This window comes from Burkholderia sp. Bp8963 (assembly GCF_003854275.1).
GTDB lineage: Bacteria > Pseudomonadota > Gammaproteobacteria > Burkholderiales > Burkholderiaceae > Burkholderia.
The window spans coordinates 46,290-66,154 of the sequence record NZ_QTQP01000026.1; the positions used below are offsets into that span (position 1 = coordinate 46,290).

Sequence of the window (19,865 nt, forward strand, 5' to 3'; positions counted from 1 at the left end):
GGGCCGCGTCATCCATTGCATTCCCCATGACCCATTCATTCGACTCGCTCGACACGATCTCCTTTTGCCATGCGCATCGACGTAAAGCATTGCCAGACCGGCATCGACGATGAGCTGGACACGCTCCACGCTCGTCTCCATCAACCGGGCCATCGCCTGCATGGCCTGCCTTCCGTTTCGCTCGGCGCGTCGGGCCTGATCGTCCGCCATCGCGAAGCGGACGGCGAATACTTCCTGTATGTCGAAGATCCGGCGACGCGGCAGCTCGCCGGCTACACGGTGTTCAACCGGCTGCCCGAACTCCCGCGCCGCGCCGATCGCTACCAGCGCGCGCCGCATTCCAAATGCCGTTCGTCCCATCAACGCAGAGGGCTCGCGACCACGCTGTATCGCTGGGGCCTCGACGCGGGCCTGTGCCTGATCAGCGGCGCGCGCCAGTCGGCCGGCGCCGCGCGGCTGTGGACGAGGCTCGCGCAGGACTACCGGCACGGGTTCGTCGACGTCGAAGACCGCACGCTGCGCTATCTCGGCGTGCAGGTCCCGGCCGACGTGCACGATGCGCTGCATACGCGGCGCCTGCTGCTCGGCCGCGGGTGGACGCTCGCGGATTTCGCCGCGGTCGCGGGGATGATGGGCGGGCCGTCGACGACCGGCGATCGGGGTTGCGCGCCTTGAAGCAGAACGACAGGCGGCCCCACGGCTACCGATGCGATAATCCATCGCACCGTACACTGCTCATCCGTGCCCGCCATCGCCCCGGGCGCCCGTCAATGCCGACCGAACCCCGCACCGACACGCATTCGCACCTCAACATCCTTGCGCTCTGCGGCAGCCTGCGATCCCGCTCGACCAACGCCGCGCTGCTGGACGCGGCCGTTTCGATCGCGCCGGCCGGCATGCGCATCGCGCGCTTTCAGCGTCTCGGGCAATTCCCGCTGTTCAACCCCGATGCCGAACACCCAACGCCCGAACCCGTGCGCGATTTCATCGACCAACTGAACGCCGCTGACGGCGTGCTGATCGCGAGTCCCGAGTATGCGCACGGCGTGACGGGCGTGATGAAGAATGCGCTCGACTGGGTCGTCGGCTGCGAGGCGTTCGTGCACAAGCCGGTTGCGGTGCTCAACGCATCGCCGCGCGCGATGCACGCCGACGCGGCGCTGAAGGAAACGCTGTCGGTGATGTCCGCGCGCATCGTCGAAGCCGCGTCGATCGCGATCCCGATCCTCGGCAGCCAGTTCGATTCCAAAGGCATCGCCGCGCATCCGCCGTTCGCCCGCGCGCTGGCCGCTGCACTGGATGCATTGCGCTGCGCGATTGCCCCGACACGCGAGCAGGATTGACGTCGAGACGCGCCGCGGTCGATGTATGCGGTCGATGTACGCGATCGCACCCGCGCCGCGCGCGCTATCGCGCCTTGCCCCTCGCCGGCTTCTTCGCGCCCTTCGCGCGCGGCGCTTCCTTCTCCGGCTGCGCACCGCTGCCGGTGAGGTCTTCGAGCCACGCGAGCGCGTCCACGTACGACAGGAATTGCTGCAGATACCCGGGCGACAGGTCGCGCATCAGCGACAGCGACCGGTGCACGAGGCTGTTCGAATTGAGCGGGCCCGCATTGCGCGGCACCTGATCGAGCGCCTGCCGGTACTGCTTCTCGGTGCGGACCTTCGACCACGTCGCCCTGAAATACTCGATCATGCCCGGATCGATCCCGGCGCGGTCCGCCTGCGCGTCGCGCGCAAGGCGCTCGGCGAGCCCCGCCAGCGCACCGCGCGCCGGCTTGGCCGGCGCTTTGTCGGTCGCTTTGTCGGTCGCTGCGTCAGTCGAAGCCTCGCCGTCGTTCAACACCGCCCGCGCGACGTCGTCCGCGTAGCCGGCCAGCAGTGTCGCGAGCCGCGCGTCCAGCAGGCGGCGCGCGTCGCCGTCGTGGCCGGCCGCGCGCCGCGCCAGCGCGTCCATCAGATGAAAACGCACGGGATCGAGCCGATCGTCGCCGCGCGCGCGCCACGCGTCGAGCAGCGCACGCGCCGATGCCGCTTCACTGCACACGGTGGCCACCATTCGATGCGGACTGGCGCGGCACCGGCGCGATCTCGACGCGCCGGTTCTTCGCACGGCCGGCTTCGTCGGTGTTCGAACTGACCGGCTGCTGCGAACCGAACGCGGCCGCGAACACCGACGACGCGGGCACGCCGGCGTCGATCAACGCGCGTGTCACCGTCAGCGCGCGCTTGGCCGACAGCTCCCAGTTATCCGCGAACAGACGGTTGCCCGCGCGCACCTGCTGATCGTCGGAAAACCCGCTGATCATCAGGATCTCGTCGCGGGTCTTCAGATACGCGGCCAGCGGGCCGGCCAGCGTCTTCAGCAGCGCGTCGCCTTCAGGCTGAAGCTGATCCGAGTTCAGCGCGAACAGCACGTTGCCGGCGATGCCGATGCGTCCGTTCACGAGCGTCACGCGCCCGGCCGCGAGCGGCCCCGCGAGCGCCTGTTCGAGCAGCTTGCGCTGCTGCGCTTCCTGCTGGCGCTGCCGGATCGCTTCCTCGAGCTTCGACGTCACCTGTAGCTGCATGCCGATCACGCCGACCAGGATCAGCACGAACGCACCGAGCAGCACCGACATCAGGTCGGCAAACGCGGGCCAGACCGCCGCGGACGATTCCGCGCCGCCGTCGATTTCGTCGTGCATGCGTTACGCTCCGACGGACGCGCGCCGGCCGGCGAGCTGCTGCAGGTCTTCGACGATCTGCTTCTGCGACATCATGCTCAGGTCGATCACTTCGCGCGCCTGCGCGACGTAGTACTCGAGCTGCTCGTCGCTGCGCACGAGCGATTTCTCGAGCGCGGCTTCGATCCGCTGCAGGTGGCTCAGCAGCTTGTCGTTCGACTCGCCGAACGCGTGCACGGCCATCCCGAACGCGTCGCCGAGGCTCGCGACCTCGACCGCGCCCGCCGTCACCTGCGCGGCCACGGTATCGAGCTTGCGGGTTTCCGCATCGACCGTGTCGTTGAAGCGCGCACCGACGCGCTCCAGCAGCTCGGCCGACGTGCCGACCAGCGCATCGACCGCGCTGCGCTGCTCGGTCGATGCGTGGTTGACGGCGTCGAGCAGCGTTTCGAGCGTCGCGAGCAGGCGGCTGCGCTCCTCGAGCATCGCGGTGTCGCGGACCATGCTGTCCGACAGGCGCTGACGCAGTTCGGCGACGACCTCGGCCGCGGCCTTCGGCGCCTCCGACGCGGCCTGCACGAGCCGCGAGATTTCGTTGATCGTGTCGCTCGCGTGCGCCTGCGCCTGGGCCGTGATGTCGTTCGCGGTGCGCGCCAGCGTGTCGCAGATGTGCTGCTGGCGGGTCGCCGCGTGCGCGCTCGTCTGTGCCCATTCGTCGCGCAGCGCGGCCGCCATCGATGCGAGCGCGTCGGTCCATGCGGAGAGCCGCTGTTCGTCGCGCGCGGTCAGTTCCGTCTGCAGGTTCGCGTGCGATTCGCCGATCGTGTGCAGCAGCGCGGCCGAATGCTGTTCGAACGTCGCGGCCTGCGCGGTCAGGTCGCGCGTGGTCTGCGCGAGCGCGTCGCAGATGTCCTGCTGGCGGCTCGCCGCATGCACGCTCGCCTGCGCCCATTGCTCGTCAAGCTTCGCCGCGATCGACGCGAGCGATGCGGTCCATGCGGCCAGACGCTGTTCGTCGCGCGACGCGAGTTCCGTCTGCAGCCCCGCATGCGATTCGCTCATCGTGCTCAGCAGCGCGGCCGAACGCTGTTCGAACGTCGCGGCCTGCGCGGTGAGGTCGCGCGTGGTTTGCGCGAGCGCGTCGCAGATGTCCTGCTGGCGGCTCGTGTTGCTTGCGCTCGTCTGCGCCCACTCGTCGCGCAGCGCGGCCGACATCGCAGCAAGCGATGCAGTCCACGCGGCCAGACGCTGTTCGTCGCGCGACGCGAGTTCAGTCTGCAGCCCCGCATGCGATTCGCTCATCGTGCTCAGCAGCGCGGCCGAACGCTGTTCGAATGTCGCAGCCTGCGCGGTGATGTCGCGCGTGGTTTGCGCGAGCGCGTCGCAGATGTCCTGCTGGCGGCTCGTATTGCTTGCGCTCGTCTGCGCCCACTCGTCGCGCAGCGCAGCCGACATCGCAGCAAGCGATGCAGTCCACGCGGCCAGACGCTGCTCGTCGCGCGACGCGAGTTCCGTCTGCAACCCCGCATGCGATTCGCTCATCGTGCGCAGCAGCGATGCCGAATGCTGTTCGAACGTCGCGGCCTGCGCGGTGATGTCGCGCGTGGTTTGCGCAAGCGCGTCGCAAATCGCCTGTTGACGGCTCGTATTGCTTGCACTCGTCTGCGCCCACTCGTCGCGCAGTGCGGCCGACATCGCGGCGAGCGATGCGGTCCATGCGGCCAGCCGCGCTTCGTCGCGCGACGCCAGTTCCGTCTGCAGACCCGATTGCGACTCGCTCACCGTATTCAGCAGCGATGCCGAATGCCGCTCGAACGTCGCGACAGCCGCCTCCAGCGCGCGCGCATTGTGGCCGGCCAGCGCCTCGCCGACCTGCTCCTGCCGCGCAAGCGCGTGATTCCATGCTTCCGCCACACGCTGCTCGGTCGCTTCGAAGCGCGTCGCGACACGATCCAGCAGGTCGGTCGAACGCTGCGCGAACGTGTCCGTGAATTGTCCGAGCGCGCCGCGCAGATGCTCGGCCGACGCGTCGCTCGTGCGCTGGTGATCGGCCAGCGCGCGGTTCCAGATGCCCGTCACGTTCGCGGTGGTCGCCTCGAAGCCGCTCGACAGGCCGTCGAGCTGCCGCTCGACCGCATGCGTGACGGTGTCGCGCATCACGGCCATTTCGCGTTCGAGCCCTGCCATCGTCGCCTCCATCACCGGCTGCAGCGCCGCGCCGGCCACCCGCGCGCTTGCGGCGGCACTGTCCTGCAGCGACTGCCCGACGCTCGACGCGAGCCGTGCATACGCGTGCTCGGTCCGCTCGAAGAACGCCTGCTGGTTTTCGAGCTGCTGCGCGTGCAGTGCGACGCTGCGCGCTTCGAGCGTCGTCATCATCGTCTGCAGCCGGTCGACCAGCACCGGCATCGCGTCGGCCTGCTGCTGCAGCAGCCGGAACGATTCGTCGCGCTGATGCGCGGACGAATGGACACGCAGCGTCGTCGCAATCTTCGCGTCGAGCTGCTGCACTGTGTCGGCCCGCTCGCGGCGGATCAGCGCTGACAGCAGCCCGAGCATCGCGGACGTCGCGACGCCGGCGATCGACGTGCCGAACGCGAACCCGAGCCCCTTGACCGGCGTAACCAGCGATGCGCGGATCGCGTCGAGGTCGGTCGCGCTCTCCAGCGCCGCGCCGGTGCCCTTCAGCGTCACGACCATCCCGAGCAGCGTGCCGAGCATGCCGAGCAGCACGAGCAGGCCGACCAGGTACGGCGTGAGCGCCGGGCCCGGCAGCGCCGCGCGCGCGCCCTCGATGCGCGCGCGCACCGCGCTGCGCAGGCCCGGATGGAGCGTGTCGAGCCACGCATCGAGCTTCGGCGGCGGCTCGGACAGGCCGTCGACCGCACGCGCGAGCGTCGCGGTCGCCTGCCGGTAGCGCCACAGTTCGAACGCGCCGCCGAGATAGCAGGCGCCGATCAACAGCGTGACGGCCGACGCGAGCGGATTCGACACGACATAGCCGGCGCCGATCCAGCACACCGCGATCAGACCGGCCACGAATACAACGAGATCAAAACGAATTCTGGACATAACGTATTGATTAGCTGGTGCGAAGCGCCGCGAGCAGCCCTTCGACCGTTTGAAACCGGATTTCCAGTTCGGCGAGCAGGACGCTTTGCATATCCTTGCGGAACACGTCCAGCCACGCGCCGGGCGTGACGGCCGCGATTCCTGCGTCTTTTGCGCGTCCCGCGTTTTCTGCGCTTCCTGCGCTTCCTGCGCTACCCGCGCTTCCTGCATTTCCCGCGGCTCGCGCTTCGGCCCACATCCTCGCTTCGGCTTTGGTGCCTGCTTCGGCTTCGACTCCCGCTTTGGCTTCGGCGAGCGCCCGCCGCTCCGCGTCGCGCAGACGCTCGAAGTGCGCGCCGAGCAGCGCGGGCACGGTCGCCAGCAGGCTGCGTTCGCGCGCGCCGAGCACCCGCTCCATGATCGCGTCGAGCGTTGCGAGCCGCGCCATCCCGGGCGTGCGCGCGGCGAGCGCGACGCGCACGCGGCCGCGCAGCTGCCCGATTGCGGTTTCCATCTCCTGCTGCCGGGCCAGGTAGCGCTGACGGAAATCCGCGTAATCAGCAGTCGCGGCACTCGCCGCGGTGGCGGCGGCCGGCGGCACGGGCAGCGCGCCCGTGCGCCGGCCGGCGGGGGGCCGGCTGCCGCCGACGATCGCCTGCGCGAGTTCGTGGCGCACGCGGGCACACTCGCGCTCCGCGTCGCCGCCGGACGCGCGCGCGCTGCCGGTGACGGCGGGCGGGCTCGCGTTCAGCGCCGACGACAGCGTGATCGCGTCCGTCCAGCCGAGCCACTGGCTCAGCCGGTCCGCGAGCGTCTGCCGGGATTCGGGCACGTCGGCATCCGCCAGGCGCGCGAGCAGGCGAACGAGCGTCGGGCCGCTCAATGCCGTGCGCGGGGGAGCTTGCACCATGACTGCTACCGTCAAAAAAGGCAGCAGTTTACACGTCGGCGAGCGGTCGGCCGTCAGTTTACGGTCGGCGAACGGGTTGCGAAACGGGCGGCGGCGGCGCGAACGCCCGCCGCACAAGGCCGGCAGCGCGATCGCATGCGGCCGACGAGGCACCGGGGATACCGGACACGCAGGCGGCAGCCGCCGTGCGGACGGAGTAGAAGGCAGCCCGGCGGGCGTCGCCGGACTGCCTGCCGGGTTCAACGCCCACGGCCACGGCCACGGCCGCCGCCTGCGCGGCGAACGGCGGTCAGGGGACGAAGGGGTCAGATCCCGACTTTCGGGGCGGTCAGGATCAACCGCACGCCGAGCGCCGTGATCGCGCCGGCCGCGATCCGGTCGACCCACTTCTTCGCGCGCAGGTACAGCTCGCGCGGCCGGCGGCTGGAAAAGCACAGCGCGACGATCGTGTACCAGCCGAACTCGACGGCGAACACGAGCGGCGGCAGCACGAGATAGCACCAGAGCGGCGGATGCTGCGGCAGCAGCGCGGCGAAGATGCTGCCGTACCAGATCGCCGTCTTCGGGTTGCTCAGCTGGGTCGTGAGCCCCGTCCAGAACGATTTGCGCGCGCTGCCGCCGCGCGCGGCCAGCGGATCGTCGACCGCGATCGGGTGGTTCGCGCCGCGCCAGATCTTCGACGCCATGTAGATCAGGTACGCACCGCCCGCGACTTTCAGGCCGATGTACAGCCACTCGACCGCCTGCAGCAGCGTATAGAGGCCAGCCAGCGCGATGCCGCCGAAGAAGATCCCGCCCGCGCCCATGCCGAGCGCGGTCGCGAGACCGTCGCGGCGCGACAGGCCGATCGAATTGCGCGCGACGAGCACGAAGCTCGGCCCGGGAATCATCGCGCCGAGCCACAGCGCGACCAGGATGCCGAACACGGCAGCGGAAGCGGTCATTGGAATCTCCTCCAGATAGCGGCCCCGTTCCGCCGGAGCCAGTGCGTGTTGTCTGAACGATCCGAACGGCGATTCTGGCACGCTTCGAGGCGGACCGAAAGCCGCCGGCCGCGGCGGCATGCCGGTGCCGGTTCACGCTGATAACGGGTTTGGGCTGCCGCTGGCCGGCTGCGCACACCCGCGTGCCGCTTCGATCCGGCCCGTGGCGGCGCAAGGACTGACGCGTCCGGACAGGCCGAACGCGCGCCGTGCACGAAGCGGCCGTGATCGGCGGCCAACAGGTCTACCATAGCCAGTTGGCGCACCGCGAACGCGGCCCGGCAGGCGGGCACGCCGCGTGGCGCCGCGCGTTGCTCGCGACGCGCCCGCCGCGAAGGAGATGGCCATGACCCAACGCTTCGACGCGATCATCATCGGCACCGGGCAAGCCGGCCCGGCGCTCGCCGCGCGGCTGTCCGGCGCCGGCATGACGGTCGCCGTCATCGAACGGGGCCGCTTCGGCGGCACCTGCGTGAACACCGGCTGCATTCCGACCAAGACGCTGGTTGCCAGCGCGTATGCGGCTCATCTGGCGCGACGCGCCGGCGAGTACGGCGTGACGATCGGCGGGCCGGTCACGGTCGACATGAAGCAGGTGAAGGCGCGCATGGACCAGATCTCCGGCCGCTCCAGCCGCGGCGTCGAACAATGGATGCGCGGGCTCGCGAACGGCACGATCTTCCAGGGCCATGCGCGCTTCGAGAGTGCGCGCAGCGTGCGCGTCGGCGACGAACTGCTGGAGGCGAACCGGATCTTCATCAACGTCGGCGGACGCGCGCTGGTACCGCCGATGCCCGGCATCGACGAGATGCCCTTCCTCACCAACTCGACGATGATGGACGTGGACTTCCTGCCCGAGCATCTGATCGTCGTCGGCGGCAGCTACATCGGGCTCGAGTTCGGCCAGATGTACCGGCGCTTCGGGTCGCGCGTGACGATCGTCGAGAAGGGCCCGCGCCTGATCCGGCGCGAGGACGAGGACGTGTCGCAGGCCGTGCGCGAAATCCTGGAGAACGAAGGGATCGATGTGCAGCTCGATGCGAACTGCCTGAGCGCGCGGCGCGACGGCGAGCGCATCGTCGTCGGGCTCGATTGCACGACCGGCGCGCGTGAAGTCGCGGGCTCCCACCTGCTGCTCGCGGTCGGGCGCGTGCCGAATACCGACGATCTCGGACTCGACAAGACCGGCGTTGCGATCGATGCGCATGGCTACATCCCGGTGGACGAGCAGTTGCGCACGAACGTCCCCGGCATCTGGGCGCTGGGCGACTGCAACGGCCGCGGCGCGTTCACGCATACGTCATACAACGACTACGAGATCGTCGCGGCCAACCTGCTCGACAACGATCCGCGCAAGGTGTCCGATCGCATCGTCGCGTATGCGCTATTTACCGACCCGCCGCTCGGCCGCTGCGGCATGACGCAAACCGAGGCGATGCAGTCGGGGCGCAGGCTGATGGTCGGCACGCGCCCGATGACGCGCGTCGGACGCGCGGTGGAGAAAGGCGAGAGCCAGGGGTTCATGAAGGTGATCGTCGATGCGGATACGAAGGAGATTCTCGGCGCGTCGATTCTGGGTGTGACCGGCGATGAGGTCGTGCATTCGCTGCTCGACGTGATGTATGCAAAGGCGCCGTATACGACGATCAGCCGCGCGATGCATATTCATCCCACCGTGTCGGAACTGGTGCCGACGATGCTTCAGGAGATGCATCCGGTTGCCTGAACGCGGCGACCGGGCACCTCGTCGCTCAGCCATTCGCGCGCGCGTCATGCTTGCTGCCGGCCGTTCCCGCATCGGGAAATGGCCGCATGCGCTCCGGCACGCCGCACGCACCGCGTATCAGCGTATCAGCGCAGCTGCGCGACCAGCGCCCGTGCCACCTCGCTCAGCGCATCGCCGCGTTCGAGCGCGGCGCGCGGGCGCGCCGCCTCGCTTTGCCCGTCACGTGCGCGCGGCACGAAATCGGGCGACGATGAGAACTTGACGATCGTCAGCGCGCGCTTCGGATCGACGAGAATCGATTGCCCGAAGCGCCCCGCCGCGGCAAACGAGCCGTCGCCGTCGTTGAGCTGATACCAGTAGTCGCGATACGCGTAACCGTCCTTCCCCGGTACGACATTGCCCTTCGCAAACAGCGCCGCGTTGTGCGCGGGACGCAGCGCCGCGCGGATCGCCGACGCGGGGAGCGCGCCCGGCGCGCCGCCGAGGCCCGTGCGGACCCGTTCCGCAAATCGCGCTGCGTCGCGCAGCGTCGTGTACAGCCCGCCGCTCGCCATCGCCATCCCGTTGCGGTCGACCGCGACGTACGCATCGTCCTCCGCGAAATCCCGCCATAGCCACTTCTCGACGAGTTCGCTCCACGACTGCCCGGTCGCACGCTGCATCGCCCATGCGACGGCCTCGGGCGAACCGTTCTGGTAGAACCACACGTCGCCCGGTGCGGCGTCACGTGCCGGCTGCACCGTCTTCAGGAACGCGACGATGCTGTCCGGCGCGTCGGCGCGGCGCGGCAGCAGGCCGATCGCGCCGAACAACCCGAGGTCCGGCGGCAGGCCCGGCGCATAGGTCATCGGCACTTCCATGTCGAGATTCTGCTGCAGCGTGGCCGTGCCGAACGGCGTACCGGCCAGCTCCGGCAACGCGTGCGACAGTGGCGCGTCGGCGTCCACCGCGCCCGCTTCGATCAGCCGCGCGGCGACGAGGCCCGTCACGGACTTCGTCATCGATGCCCACGCATGCGGCTGGTCGGGCCGCAGGCCGTCGAAATACCGCTCGTAGACGACCCGGCCGCGATGCACGACGATGAACCCGTCGGTGGCGGTGCGGCGCAGATAATCGTCGAGCGTCAGCGTCGCGCCGCCGATCGTGACCGGCAGCGTATCGAGGTTCGGCATCGGCTCGGTGGGCAGCGGCAGCGGCGCCGCCGCATGCCGGATGCCGTCCGTGGGCGCGAGTCGCCGCGTGTTGCGCAGCGCCCAGCGCAGGTTCGCCGCCGTGAACGCATTCGCCTTGCTGACGATGCGCTCGGCAGGCGGCGGAAAGCCCTGCATCACATCGGCGCCGGCGGAATCGGCCGCCGCGCGGGCCGGGGCCGCACCGAGCGCAAGCCCGCAGGCAAACAGCAGGCAAACGGCGAACCGGCGTCCGGCCGTCGCCCGATGCATCGTGGGTTGGATCTGCATGAAGGTGTTGTCTCGCAAGAAAACGGGCCGCGCCGTGCGCGGCCCTCGGTCACAAGGGCTGATCGTCGACACGCAACTGGTTCGTCACCGCGACGACACCGTCGACGCGGCCCGCCACCGTAGCGGCGAGCGTCGCCTGGCTCGTGTCGGCAACCGAGCCGGCAAGCGTCACGTTGCCGTCTCGCACGCGCACGAGGATGCGTGTTGCGTTCAGGTCGCGGGTACGAGCGAGCGCCGCACTGACGCGACGCATCAGCTTGCGGTCGGCCGCCTTGCGCTGCTTCGGCGTGACGTTCGGCGGCGCCGCCTGTGTTATCGACGCCGCCGACAGGCCGGGCTCGCCAGGCTGCGCGAGCGCGGGTGCGCCCAGGCCGGCCAGCACGCCGGCCAGCGCAAAGGAAAGAAGCATGAATCGCCTACGCATGATCGAATCGGACTCCAGATCGATGAATGATGGAAACGGCGCCGCTCAGAAGCGCGTCATCAGGCCGAGCGACACGCCCGTCGTCGCGCTTGCGCCGGGCCGCATCCCGAGTGCGGCAAGCGTCGCCGGGTCGCGCATGTACGCGCCTGCGACCGCGTTGCGATCGACTTCGACGTACAGCTCGGTGCGCTTCGACAGGAAATACTGAACCGCTGCATAGGTCGTGAGCTTGTGGCCGCCGGCACCCGTCACGTTGCCGAGATCGCGCGCCTTGTCATAGAAGCCCGCGGCGGTCACCTGCACGAACGGCGTTGCCTGCACGACCACGCCGAACGACGGAATGTCGTCGCGGCGCGTCGGCGCGCCGGCCTTGCGCGCATCAACGGCAAGCGACGCATAGCTCAGATAGAAGCGCGCGCGGCCGAGCTGCAGCGTGCCGCCGGCCTGGATCGTCTGTGCGGACTGTGTGCCGTCGGCGCTGTACGTCTTCGCATACGATGCGCCGCCGAGCACATTCAGGAATGCATACATCACATCCGCCGAGAAATTCGTTCCCGCCCGCGTGTTGCCCGCGACGCCGCCCGGCGAATAGCTGGCGCCGTAACGCAGGCCGCCCGCCTGCCCGAGATACTTGATCGTGTTGTTGAAGCGCGAATCGAGCGTGAAGAAGTTGCCGTCGAACAGCACGCCGGGTTCGACTGCAAGCGACTGCCCTCGCCCGCCCAGCGGATCGAGCGCGATGCCGAGGTCTTCCGCCGCATTGAACTGGCGCCCGAGCGTGATCCGGCCGAAAGCGCCGGACACGCCGACATAGGCGGCCTGCGAGAACAGCGTGCCGGTCGTTTTCAGCGCGCCCGTGCCGCTGTTGAACGCGCCGTCCAGCACGAACAGCGCCTTCGTGCCGCCGCCGAGATCCTCGTTACCTTGAATGCCAAACTCGTTGCCGGAAATGATGTTGTTGTTGAAACCGACCTGACTGCCGCCCACCATCCCGTTCACCCATCGCACGCCACCACCGATCCGGCCGAACAGCGTCACGCTCGACTGCGCGTGCGCCGCCCCCGTCAGCGCGCCGATCAGGGCCGCCACCACCACCTTCTTCATGCGTCTCCTCCTGTTTCGTTTAACTGCCTGTCTCCATCCATTACTTCGCACGACTGTTTTTTTAATTCCGGCCGACTCGCCGCACCCGCACGTGCGATCCGCGCTAGCCGCGCGCGCCATGCATCGCGGCCGTCGCGCGTTGCAACCCGCGCGCCATGCGCTCGCGCGAGCGTTGCGGATCGAGGCACCACGCGCCGAGCATGCCGCACGCGACGAGCACGATGCCGCAGACGACGCATGCCTGCTCGAAGCCGCGCGCGGTCGACGCGCCGGTCGCTTCGATCAGCATTCCCGTCACGACCGGTGCACCGAGACCGGCGAGCGACGCAAAACCGTTGCTGAGCGCGAGCACGCCGCCGCGCTGCGAATCGGGCGTCACCTCGGCAAGCATCGCCGGGCCGATCGAATACATCGTCAGCGTCATCCCGCTGCCGACGGTCAGCAACGCGAGCTTCGCCGCGCCCGGCAAGCCCGGCAGCACCATCGTCGCAAGCATCAGGCCGGCAACGGCAAGCGTCGCCGCGACGAACGTGCCGCGCCCGTGCCGCGACGGCACGCCGCGCGCGAGCAGGCGTTGAGAAAACCATGCGAACGCGAGGCTCAGCGGCGACGTCGTCGCGACGAACAGCGCGAACATCCGCCCTGCCTGATGCGGTCCGTAACCGAGGCCAAGCTGCAGGTAAGTCGGCATCCACGTGAGCGTCATCGCGAGAATCCAGTTCGCCGCGAAGTGCCCGAGGAAATTGCCGATCACCGTGCGGTCGGTCAACAGCAGGCCGTATGGCACACGCTCGCCACCGCCTGCGTCGGCCGCGCGCACGTGCGTGCCCTCGGCGCCGCACAGTGCCCACACGATGCACCAGGCCGCGCCGAGCAATGCAAGCAGCGCGAAATTGGCACGCCAGCCCCAATGCGTCGTGACGACCGGCATCGCGAGCCCCGCGAGCAGCAAGCCAAGCGCGCTGCCCTGGTGCAGCAGCGCGACCGGCAGGTTGCGGTGCGCGTCCGGAAACCACTTGTAGAGCGCGTGCGTCGCAACCGGCGACGCCGGTCCTTCGCCGATGCCGAGCAGCACGCGGCACGCGATCACGACCCAGATCGAACCGGCGACGAGCATCGGCAGCTGCAGCGCGGCCCATGCGGCAGCCATCCCGAACAGCAGCCATTTCGCGGGCCAACGGTTCGCCGCGAGCCCACCCGCGACTGCCGCGATCGCGAACAGCCAGTTGAGGCTGCCGCCGATCAGGCCGAACTGCGTCGGGCTCAAATGCAGGTCTCGCATCATCGGCACCGACACGAGCCCGAGCACGACCTTGTCGAGGAAATTCACGAGCATCATCAGCGCGAGCATGATCGCGATCGACCATGCCCGCCACGGACGGTATTGCGCGCCGTCTGTCGTCATCGCTGTCTCCAGTATTGTTGTGTTGCGTGTCGTTGTGTTGCTTCATCGCACCGGCCGTCGCGGCAGCCGCCGCTACGGCCGGTCAGTCGCCATGCTCGCCGAGCGCGGGCACGCGATCGTCGCCGTCGGGCAGCCCCAGCGAAAACTTCACCGGGAAGCGCACCGCGAGCGCGCCGCCGGGCACCACGCGCACGACGCCGCGCGCGTGCACATGCGGATCGGCAAACAGCTCGTCGGCATCCGGCAACGGCGATACCGGCAGGTCGCACGCGCGCAGCATGCGCATCCATTCGGCCAGCGTTCGACTCGCGAAGACCGAGCGCAGCAGCGCGCCGACCTCGTGCTTGTGCCGCTGCCGCCCCGAGCGCTGCGCGAAGCGCGGATCGCGCAGTTCGGGATACGCGTCGCCGAGCGTATCGGCGAGCGTCGCCCAGAACTTGTCTTCGAGAATGCCAAGCGCGAGGTGCCGCCCGTCCGTGGTCTCGAACAGGTCGTTGTCGGGCATCACCCACGGTGCGTCGCCGGGCGCCACGCGATGCGCGCGCGACGCCCAGGCCGCCGGCGCGGTCCACGCGAGTGCCGTATCGTGGATCGACACGTCCAGATGCTGGCCGCGCCCGCTCGCGCGCGCGCTCATCACCGCGACTGACAGCGCGAGCGCCGCGTGCATCGCGGCCGAGTAATCGGCGAGGCGCACGCGCGGGCGCGCGACCGCATCGTCGAGCTGCGCGGGAATCGCCCAGTAGCCGGCCTCCGCGAGAAAGTTCAGGTCGTGGCCGGCACGCGCGGCGTTCGGGCCATCCTGCCCGTAGCCCGAGATCGAGCACAGAACGATGCGCGGATTGGCGTGCGCGAGCACGTCGTAGCCGAGCCCGAGCCGCGTCATGACGCCGGGCCGGAAGCCTTCGACAACCGCGTCCGCGTCACGCACGAGTTCGAGAAACCGCTCGCGATCCGCGTCCGCCTTCAGGTCCAGCGCGACCGAACGCTTGCCGCGATTGAACTGCGCGAACACGGCGTCGCCGAGCAGCCGCGACGCATCGCCCGTGCGCGGCGGCTCGACCTTGACGACGTCGGCGCCGAGCTGGCGCAGCAGCGCGCACGCGTGCGGCCCGGGCAGCAGCTGGCTGACGTCGACGATCGTCACGCCGTTCAGGCACGACCACGACGGCTTCCCGCCGTCCGACGCCGACGCCAACGTTTCCTGATGCTCCGGACGAGTCGTCATGGGTTACGCTCCCGCGCCCGAAGGCTCGAGGATCGCCTTCGCGATCGTGTTGCGCTGGATCTCGCTCGTGCCGGTCAGGATCCGGAACATCCGCAGCTTGCGGAACGTCTGTTCGACCGGATGATGCCGCGTCACGCCGACATTGCCGTGAATCTGCACGGCCTTGTCCGCGACCTCGAAGCAGCGCTCCGACACGAACAGCTTGCATGCGGAGGCCGCCATCCGCAGGTCCGCGCCTGCATCGGCCAGCGCGGCCGTGTGCGCGATCATGCTCTCGCACGCCCACAGCGCGGCAGCCATGTCGGCGAGCATGTGCTGGATCGCCTGGAAGCGCGCGATCGGCCCGCCGAACTGCCGGCGCGTGCGCGCATAGTCGAGTGACGCTTCGTATGCCGACATCGCGAGGCCGAGCATCGTCGGGCAATGCAGCAGCCGGTTCACGTTGATCCGCGACATGCCGAGCCGGAAGCCGTTGCCGATGCCGCCGAACACGTTCGCGCGCGGCACGCGCACGTCGGTGAAGCGGATGTCCGCGTCGATGTGCTGGCCCGACATCGGCACGTACTCGTGCTCGACGGTCACGCCCGGCAGATCGAGATCGACCAGCACCGCCGTGATCTGCGGCGGCGTCGCGGACGCATCGGTCACGCACATCACGATCGCGAAATCGGCGAACGGTGCGCCGCTGATGTAGTGCTTGGTGCCGTTCACGACGAGCATGTCGCCGTCCTCGACCGCGGTCGTGCGGATGCTCATCGCATCCGAGCCCGAGTGCGGTTCGGTCAGCGCGAAGCAGGTCGATTTGTCGCCGCGCATCACCGGCTTGAAATAACGCTCGAGCTGATCGGGCGTCGCATGCTTGAGCATGTTGCCGATGCGCGGCGGCCCGCCCAGCTCGCCGAGCACGTGCGGCGCGAGCGCCGCGCCCGACGCGGCAAGGTCCGCCTTCAGCGCGCATTGCTCGACGATCGACAGCCCCTTGCCGCCGATCGCGGCGGGCAGGCTCGCGGTATAGAAGCCGAGTTCGGCGGAGCGCCGCCACACGCGGCGCAGCACGTCGCGCGGCCACACATCTTCCGAGCCGAGACCGAGCTCGCGCTCGATCGGCCGCAGTTCATCGTCGACGAAGCGGCGTACGGCCGCGCGCAATTCGACGAAATCCGGACGGTTCAGGTGATCGAACATGGGTAGCCTCTTCAGTTCACGCGCCGTGCGGCGCCATGCCAGTATTGTTCGCGCACGAGCTTGCGGGCGATCTTGCCGCTCGCGTTCTTCGGCAGGTCCGCGACGAAATCGACGGTGCGCGGCAGCTTGTAGTCGGCGAGCAGCGCGCGGCAGTGCGCGACGAGCGTGTCGGTCTGTGCGCTGCGACCCGGCTTCAGCACGATCACCGCCTTGACCGCTTCGCCCCATTTGTCGTCGGGCACCCCGACGACGCACGCTTCGAGCACGTCGTCGTGCCGGTACAGCGTCGCCTCGACTTCGGTCGGATAGACGTTGAAGCCACCCGAGATGATCATGTCGTTCTTGCGGTCGACGAGGTAGATGAAGCCGTCGCGGTCAGTGCGCGCGAGATCGCCCGTATGCAGCCAGCCGTCGACCAGTACTTCGCGCGTCAGCTCGGGCGCGCCCCAGTAGCCCTGGAACACGTCCGCGCCGCGGATCACGATCTCGCCGATCTCGTCGCATTCCACTTCGTGACCTTCGGCATCGACCACACGCACCTCGGTTTCGCCGAACGGCCGGCCACACGATGCAAGCCTTTCATGACAATGGAGCAGCGCATGCGCGTGATCGGCGATGCCGAGACGCGTGACGCCCGACGTCGACTCGCTCGCGCCGTAGCCCTGCGACAGCACGGGGCCGATGCGCACCCACGCTTCCTCGATGCGCGCCGGCGCCATCGGCGCCGCGCCGTAGCCGAGCACCTTCAGGCTGCGCAGGTCGGCGTAGGCGAGGTCCGGCTCGTTAAGCATCATGTTGATCATCGCCGGCACCATGAACGTGTGCGTGATGCGCAAGCGCGCGACTTCGGCAAGAAAGTGCGCGGGATCGAACGTGTCGAACAGCACGAGCGTCGCGCCGCAAAACAGGTACGGCTGCATCAACATCCCCGACGCGTGCGTAATCGGCCCGATCAGCGCGAGCCGGTCGCCCGGGCGCACCGGGCGGTCCATCCCGAGCACGATCTTGCGCAGCGACGCGAGCCGGTTGCCGTAGCTCTGCATCGCCGCCTTGATGCGGCCCGTCGAGCCCGACGAGAAATGCAGCACCGCGAGATCGTCGGGCGCGGGCGTGTAGTCGGGCGCAGCGGCGCTCGCCTGCGCGAGCAGCGTTTCATAGTCGCGGTAGCCGTTCGCTTCGGCGTCGAGCGCAATGAACCGCTCGACCGACGCGAAACCCGGCGTATCGGGCGTGTAGTGCGTGTAGCCACGCCCGCCGATGAACGCAACCGGCGTGCAGTTGCCGACGACGTCCGACGCCTCGGCCGCCGTGAAGCGCGGATTCAGCGCGGCCTTCACGAGGCCCGCCTTGTACAGCGCGCACTCGATCTCGACCAGCTCGATGCAGTTGCGCGCCTGCACGGCGATTCGCGCGCCGGGCGCGAAGCCGAGGCCGCGCAGCGCATTCGCGAGCCGCGACGAGCGTTCGTCGAGCTGACGGTAGGTGATGACGCGGTCTCGGTGAATCACGGCGGGCTGATCGCCCCAGTAGCGGGCCGCGCGCCGCAGGAAATAGGCAAAGCTCAATCGGGTTCTCCGTAGTCCAGCAGTGCCATCAGTCTGTAAGATGGGGGGCATCACCACAATGCAGCAGTGGCTATAAAGTCATAACCAAGAGGAATCCCCGGATGGATACGCGCGATCTCGACTATCTGCTGGCGGTGGAACGCCACGGCAGCATCGGCAAGGCGGCCGACGCGCTGGGCCTGAGCCAGCCCGCGCTGACGAAGGCGATGCAACGGATCGAGGCGCAGGTCGGCGTGACGCTGTTCGACCGGACCGCGAACGGCATGACGCCAACGCCGGCCGGCGCGCAGTTCATCGCGCGTGCGCGGCGCATTGCGCTGGAATTCGACGATGCGATGAAGGAGATGCGAGCGATCAGCGGCGGCGAGCAGGGGCTCGTGCGGATCGGCTATTCGCCGACCGTGCCGAATGCGCTCGTGCTTGGCGCGTGCCGGCAGCTGATCCGCGAGCGGCCGGCCGCGCGGCTGCGGCTGCGGCGGCGGCTTGCGCGCGAGCTGTTCGACCTGCTGGCTGCCGGCGAGCTCGATCTGGTCGTCGCACCGGAACCGCAGCATGCACGCGACGCCGTCGCGGTCGTCGAGCTGTTCCGCGACCGGCTCTCGGTGCTCGCGGACGATCGGCATCCGCTGCAGCGCAGACGCGGCCTCACGCTCGCCGATCTTGCCGAACAGGAGTGGCTGCTGCCTGAAACGACGATCACGGTGCGCCGGCAGATCGACGATGCATTCCGCGCACGCAAGCTCGCCGCGCCGCGTCTGCGCGTCGAGACGGATTTCGGCAGCACCGCGCTGATCCAGCTATTGCTCGACACGCAATTGCTGTGCGTCGGCGGCACCGAGGCGCTTGACATGCTGACGGGGGTACGCGCGCTGGACCTCCGGCCTGGCGAGCTGGAGCTGGACCGGCGCATCGGTGCGATTCACCGCGCGGATGCGTATGTGTCGCCGCTCGCGCAGCGGATGATCGCGCTGCTGCAGGAGCGGGTGAAGTAGCGGCACCCGCATTCGGGGGATACTTCGGCCACGGCGTTATGCCGCGTGATGCCACGTGATGCCGGGGCAGCAGCCGAGGCCGCTGCCGCGTCCGGTTAGAATGCGCGGGGTTCACCCCGACTAAAACAACGATGACGATCCGAGACCGCACTCCCGAAGACAATCCCGCGCTACTGGACATCTGGCACCGCGCCGTGCAGGCCACGCACACCTTCCTCACCGAACAGGACATCGCCGAGCTCTACCCGCAGGTGCGCGATCTCTATCTGCCGAGCGTCACGGTATGGGTCGCCGAAGCCGGCGACGGCCGCATCGCCGGTTTCATCGGCACGAACGACGCGCAGGTCGAGATGCTGTTCGTCGACCCCGACCGGTTCGGCCAGCGCACCGGCACGCGCCTGCTCGATCATGTCCGCGCGAATCATGCGCACCTGACGGTCGACGTCAACGAGCAGAACCCGGGCGCGCATGCGTTCTATCGCGGCTATGGTTTCCGGGACGTCGGCCGCTCGGCGACGGATTCCGCCGGCCGGCCGTTTCCGCTGATTCACATGGCGTATTGATTGATCGTCGGCCGGCGCGGCGTTACGCGCCCTCCCCCAGCCACTTGTACATCACGAGACAATCGACGAAGCCGAGCCGTGCGTGCCGATACGCGCGCGGCAGGCGCCCGACGATCTCGAACCCGAGCTTCTGCCACAGCGCGACCGCGGCTTCGTTCGTCGCGACCACCGAATTGAACTGCATCGCGAGGAAGCCGCGCTCGCGCGCGACCTGCTGCGAGTGTTCGCACATCCGGCGCGCGACGCCGCGGCCGCGCGCGGCCTCGCCAACCATATAGCCGCAGTTGCTCACGTGGCTGCCGGGCCCCGCCGCGTTCGCCTTCAGGTAGTACGAGCCGAGCAGTTCGCCGTCCTCTTCCGCGACCCACGTGCAAAGCGGCGCTTCGAGCCACAGCTTGCGTGCAGCCTCCTCGGTCGGCGTGGGGTCGAACGCGTAGGTTTCCTGCGCGGCCACCACCGCGCGGTAAATGGGCCAGAAGTGCGCGAAATCGGCTTCGGTCATCGGGCGAATCGTGAGCATGCGGGTCCTTGCAAGTGAGGATAAGGTCACGGAAATGCTGTCGATTCTAGACCCGGTTCGCGTTCGCCGTCAGCGATGGCCGCC

18 protein-coding genes are annotated in these 19,865 nt (G+C 68.9%); 5 read left to right on the forward strand and 13 right to left on the reverse strand.

The genetic code is table 11. The features are described 5' to 3' along the window. Positions 1–69 precede the first annotated feature (69 nt). Positions 70–675, forward strand: a complete 606-nt coding sequence (locus DID96_RS21675; RefSeq protein ID WP_124601315.1) for a histone acetyltransferase — start codon at positions 70–72, stop codon at positions 673–675. 95 nt (positions 676–770) lie between these two features. Continuing rightward, entirely contained in the window at positions 771–1,343 is a 573-nt protein-coding gene (locus DID96_RS21680) for an NADPH-dependent FMN reductase (RefSeq protein WP_124601316.1), read from the forward strand. A gap of 64 nt (positions 1,344–1,407) precedes the next feature. On the opposite strand, the gene DID96_RS21685 is transcribed toward DID96_RS21680, so the two are convergent. From DID96_RS21685 to DID96_RS21705, 5 genes are all read right to left on the reverse strand, one after another. Continuing rightward, complete coding sequence (locus DID96_RS21685; protein ID WP_409333798.1) at positions 1,408–2,046, reverse strand: DUF2894 domain-containing protein; 639 nt, start codon at positions 2,044–2,046, stop codon at positions 1,408–1,410. Next, positions 2,036–2,686, reverse strand: coding sequence for an OmpA family protein (locus tag DID96_RS21690; protein WP_124601318.1), 651 nt, complete (start codon positions 2,684–2,686; stop codon positions 2,036–2,038). The genes DID96_RS21685 and DID96_RS21690 overlap by 11 nt, the downstream gene beginning before the upstream one ends. Before the next feature lie 3 nt (positions 2,687–2,689). Further along, complete coding sequence (locus tag DID96_RS21695; RefSeq protein ID WP_124601319.1) at positions 2,690–5,737, reverse strand: DUF802 domain-containing protein; 3,048 nt, start codon at positions 5,735–5,737, stop codon at positions 2,690–2,692. A gap of 10 nt (positions 5,738–5,747) precedes the next feature. Then, entirely contained in the window at positions 5,748–6,626 is an 879-nt protein-coding gene (locus DID96_RS21700) for a DUF3348 domain-containing protein (RefSeq protein WP_124601320.1), read from the reverse strand. 305 nt (positions 6,627–6,931) lie between these two features. Beyond that, positions 6,932–7,570 (reverse strand): LysE family translocator, encoded by a 639-nt coding sequence (locus tag DID96_RS21705; RefSeq protein WP_124601321.1) that lies wholly within the window; start codon positions 7,568–7,570, stop codon positions 6,932–6,934. A 385-nt stretch (positions 7,571–7,955) separates the two neighbouring features. Here DID96_RS21705 and DID96_RS21710 point away from each other — a divergent pair, with 385 nt between their 5' ends. Further along, a complete protein-coding gene (locus tag DID96_RS21710; protein ID WP_124601322.1) occupies positions 7,956–9,335 on the forward strand; it encodes an FAD-containing oxidoreductase in 1,380 nt (459 codons plus the stop codon). Positions 9,336–9,460: 125 nt separating this feature from the next. Here DID96_RS21710 and DID96_RS21715 read toward each other — a convergent pair whose 3' ends face one another. The 7 genes from DID96_RS21715 to DID96_RS21745 form a co-directional block, all read right to left on the reverse strand. Beyond that, entirely contained in the window at positions 9,461–10,795 is a 1,335-nt protein-coding gene (locus DID96_RS21715; protein ID WP_124601323.1) for a serine hydrolase, read from the reverse strand. Positions 10,796–10,844: 49 nt separating this feature from the next. Continuing rightward, complete coding sequence (locus DID96_RS21720; protein ID WP_260463970.1) at positions 10,845–11,204, reverse strand: BON domain-containing protein; 360 nt, start codon at positions 11,202–11,204, stop codon at positions 10,845–10,847. Between the two features lie 60 nt (positions 11,205–11,264). Continuing rightward, positions 11,265–12,323 (reverse strand): porin, encoded by a 1,059-nt coding sequence (locus DID96_RS21725; protein ID WP_124601325.1) that lies wholly within the window; start codon positions 12,321–12,323, stop codon positions 11,265–11,267. Between the two features lie 103 nt (positions 12,324–12,426). Next, positions 12,427–13,728, reverse strand: coding sequence for an MFS transporter (locus DID96_RS21730; protein ID WP_124601326.1), 1,302 nt, complete (start codon positions 13,726–13,728; stop codon positions 12,427–12,429). An 82-nt stretch (positions 13,729–13,810) separates the two neighbouring features. Continuing rightward, the gene (locus DID96_RS21735; protein ID WP_124601327.1) at positions 13,811–14,956 is read right to left on the reverse strand and encodes a CaiB/BaiF CoA-transferase family protein; all 1,146 of its coding nucleotides are present in this window, start codon (positions 14,954–14,956) and stop codon (positions 13,811–13,813) included. Positions 14,957–14,959: 3 nt separating this feature from the next. Then, on the reverse strand, positions 14,960–16,141 hold the full coding sequence (locus tag DID96_RS21740) for an acyl-CoA dehydrogenase family protein (protein ID WP_124601328.1): 1,182 nt from the start codon (positions 16,139–16,141) through the stop codon (positions 14,960–14,962). 11 nt (positions 16,142–16,152) lie between these two features. Next, the gene (locus DID96_RS21745; protein WP_124601329.1) at positions 16,153–17,706 is read right to left on the reverse strand and encodes an AMP-binding protein; all 1,554 of its coding nucleotides are present in this window, start codon (positions 17,704–17,706) and stop codon (positions 16,153–16,155) included. A gap of 101 nt (positions 17,707–17,807) precedes the next feature. Between DID96_RS21745 and DID96_RS21750 the strand changes: the two genes are divergently transcribed. Both DID96_RS21750 and DID96_RS21755 read left to right on the forward strand, forming a co-directional pair. Then, complete coding sequence (locus DID96_RS21750; RefSeq protein WP_124601330.1) at positions 17,808–18,698, forward strand: LysR family transcriptional regulator; 891 nt, start codon at positions 17,808–17,810, stop codon at positions 18,696–18,698. A 131-nt stretch (positions 18,699–18,829) separates the two neighbouring features. Next, positions 18,830–19,261, forward strand: a complete 432-nt coding sequence (locus DID96_RS21755) for a GNAT family N-acetyltransferase (RefSeq protein ID WP_124601331.1) — start codon at positions 18,830–18,832, stop codon at positions 19,259–19,261. Between the two features lie 22 nt (positions 19,262–19,283). Here DID96_RS21755 and DID96_RS21760 read toward each other — a convergent pair whose 3' ends face one another. Next, the gene (locus DID96_RS21760) at positions 19,284–19,781 is read right to left on the reverse strand and encodes a GNAT family N-acetyltransferase (RefSeq protein ID WP_124601332.1); all 498 of its coding nucleotides are present in this window, start codon (positions 19,779–19,781) and stop codon (positions 19,284–19,286) included. Positions 19,782–19,865: the final 84 nt, after the last annotated feature.

Coding starts and splice junctions, on each gene's coding strand:
- DID96_RS21740 (WP_124601328.1), bottom strand. CDS start 16,141: ATGTTCGATCACCTGAACCGTCCGGATTTCGTCGAATTGCGCGCGGCC.
- DID96_RS21715 (WP_124601323.1), bottom strand. CDS start 10,795: ATGCAGATCCAACCCACGATGCATCGGGCGACGGCCGGACGCCGGTTC.
- DID96_RS21680 (WP_124601316.1), top strand. CDS start 771: ATGCCGACCGAACCCCGCACCGACACGCATTCGCACCTCAACATCCTT.
- DID96_RS21710 (WP_124601322.1), top strand. CDS start 7,956: ATGACCCAACGCTTCGACGCGATCATCATCGGCACCGGGCAAGCCGGC.
- DID96_RS21755 (WP_124601331.1), top strand. CDS start 18,830: ATGACGATCCGAGACCGCACTCCCGAAGACAATCCCGCGCTACTGGAC.
- DID96_RS21690 (WP_124601318.1), bottom strand. CDS start 2,686: ATGCACGACGAAATCGACGGCGGCGCGGAATCGTCCGCGGCGGTCTGG.
- DID96_RS21730 (WP_124601326.1), bottom strand. CDS start 13,728: ATGACGACAGACGGCGCGCAATACCGTCCGTGGCGGGCATGGTCGATC.
- DID96_RS21695 (WP_124601319.1), bottom strand. CDS start 5,737: ATGTCCAGAATTCGTTTTGATCTCGTTGTATTCGTGGCCGGTCTGATC.
- DID96_RS21725 (WP_124601325.1), bottom strand. CDS start 12,323: ATGAAGAAGGTGGTGGTGGCGGCCCTGATCGGCGCGCTGACGGGGGCG.
- DID96_RS21675 (WP_124601315.1), top strand. CDS start 70: ATGCGCATCGACGTAAAGCATTGCCAGACCGGCATCGACGATGAGCTG.
- DID96_RS21760 (WP_124601332.1), bottom strand. CDS start 19,781: ATGCTCACGATTCGCCCGATGACCGAAGCCGATTTCGCGCACTTCTGG.
- DID96_RS21735 (WP_124601327.1), bottom strand. CDS start 14,956: ATGACGACTCGTCCGGAGCATCAGGAAACGTTGGCGTCGGCGTCGGAC.
- DID96_RS21700 (WP_124601320.1), bottom strand. CDS start 6,626: ATGGTGCAAGCTCCCCCGCGCACGGCATTGAGCGGCCCGACGCTCGTT.
- DID96_RS21720 (WP_260463970.1), bottom strand. CDS start 11,204: ATGCTTCTTTCCTTTGCGCTGGCCGGCGTGCTGGCCGGCCTGGGCGCA.
- DID96_RS21705 (WP_124601321.1), bottom strand. CDS start 7,570: ATGACCGCTTCCGCTGCCGTGTTCGGCATCCTGGTCGCGCTGTGGCTC.
- DID96_RS21750 (WP_124601330.1), top strand. CDS start 17,808: ATGGATACGCGCGATCTCGACTATCTGCTGGCGGTGGAACGCCACGGC.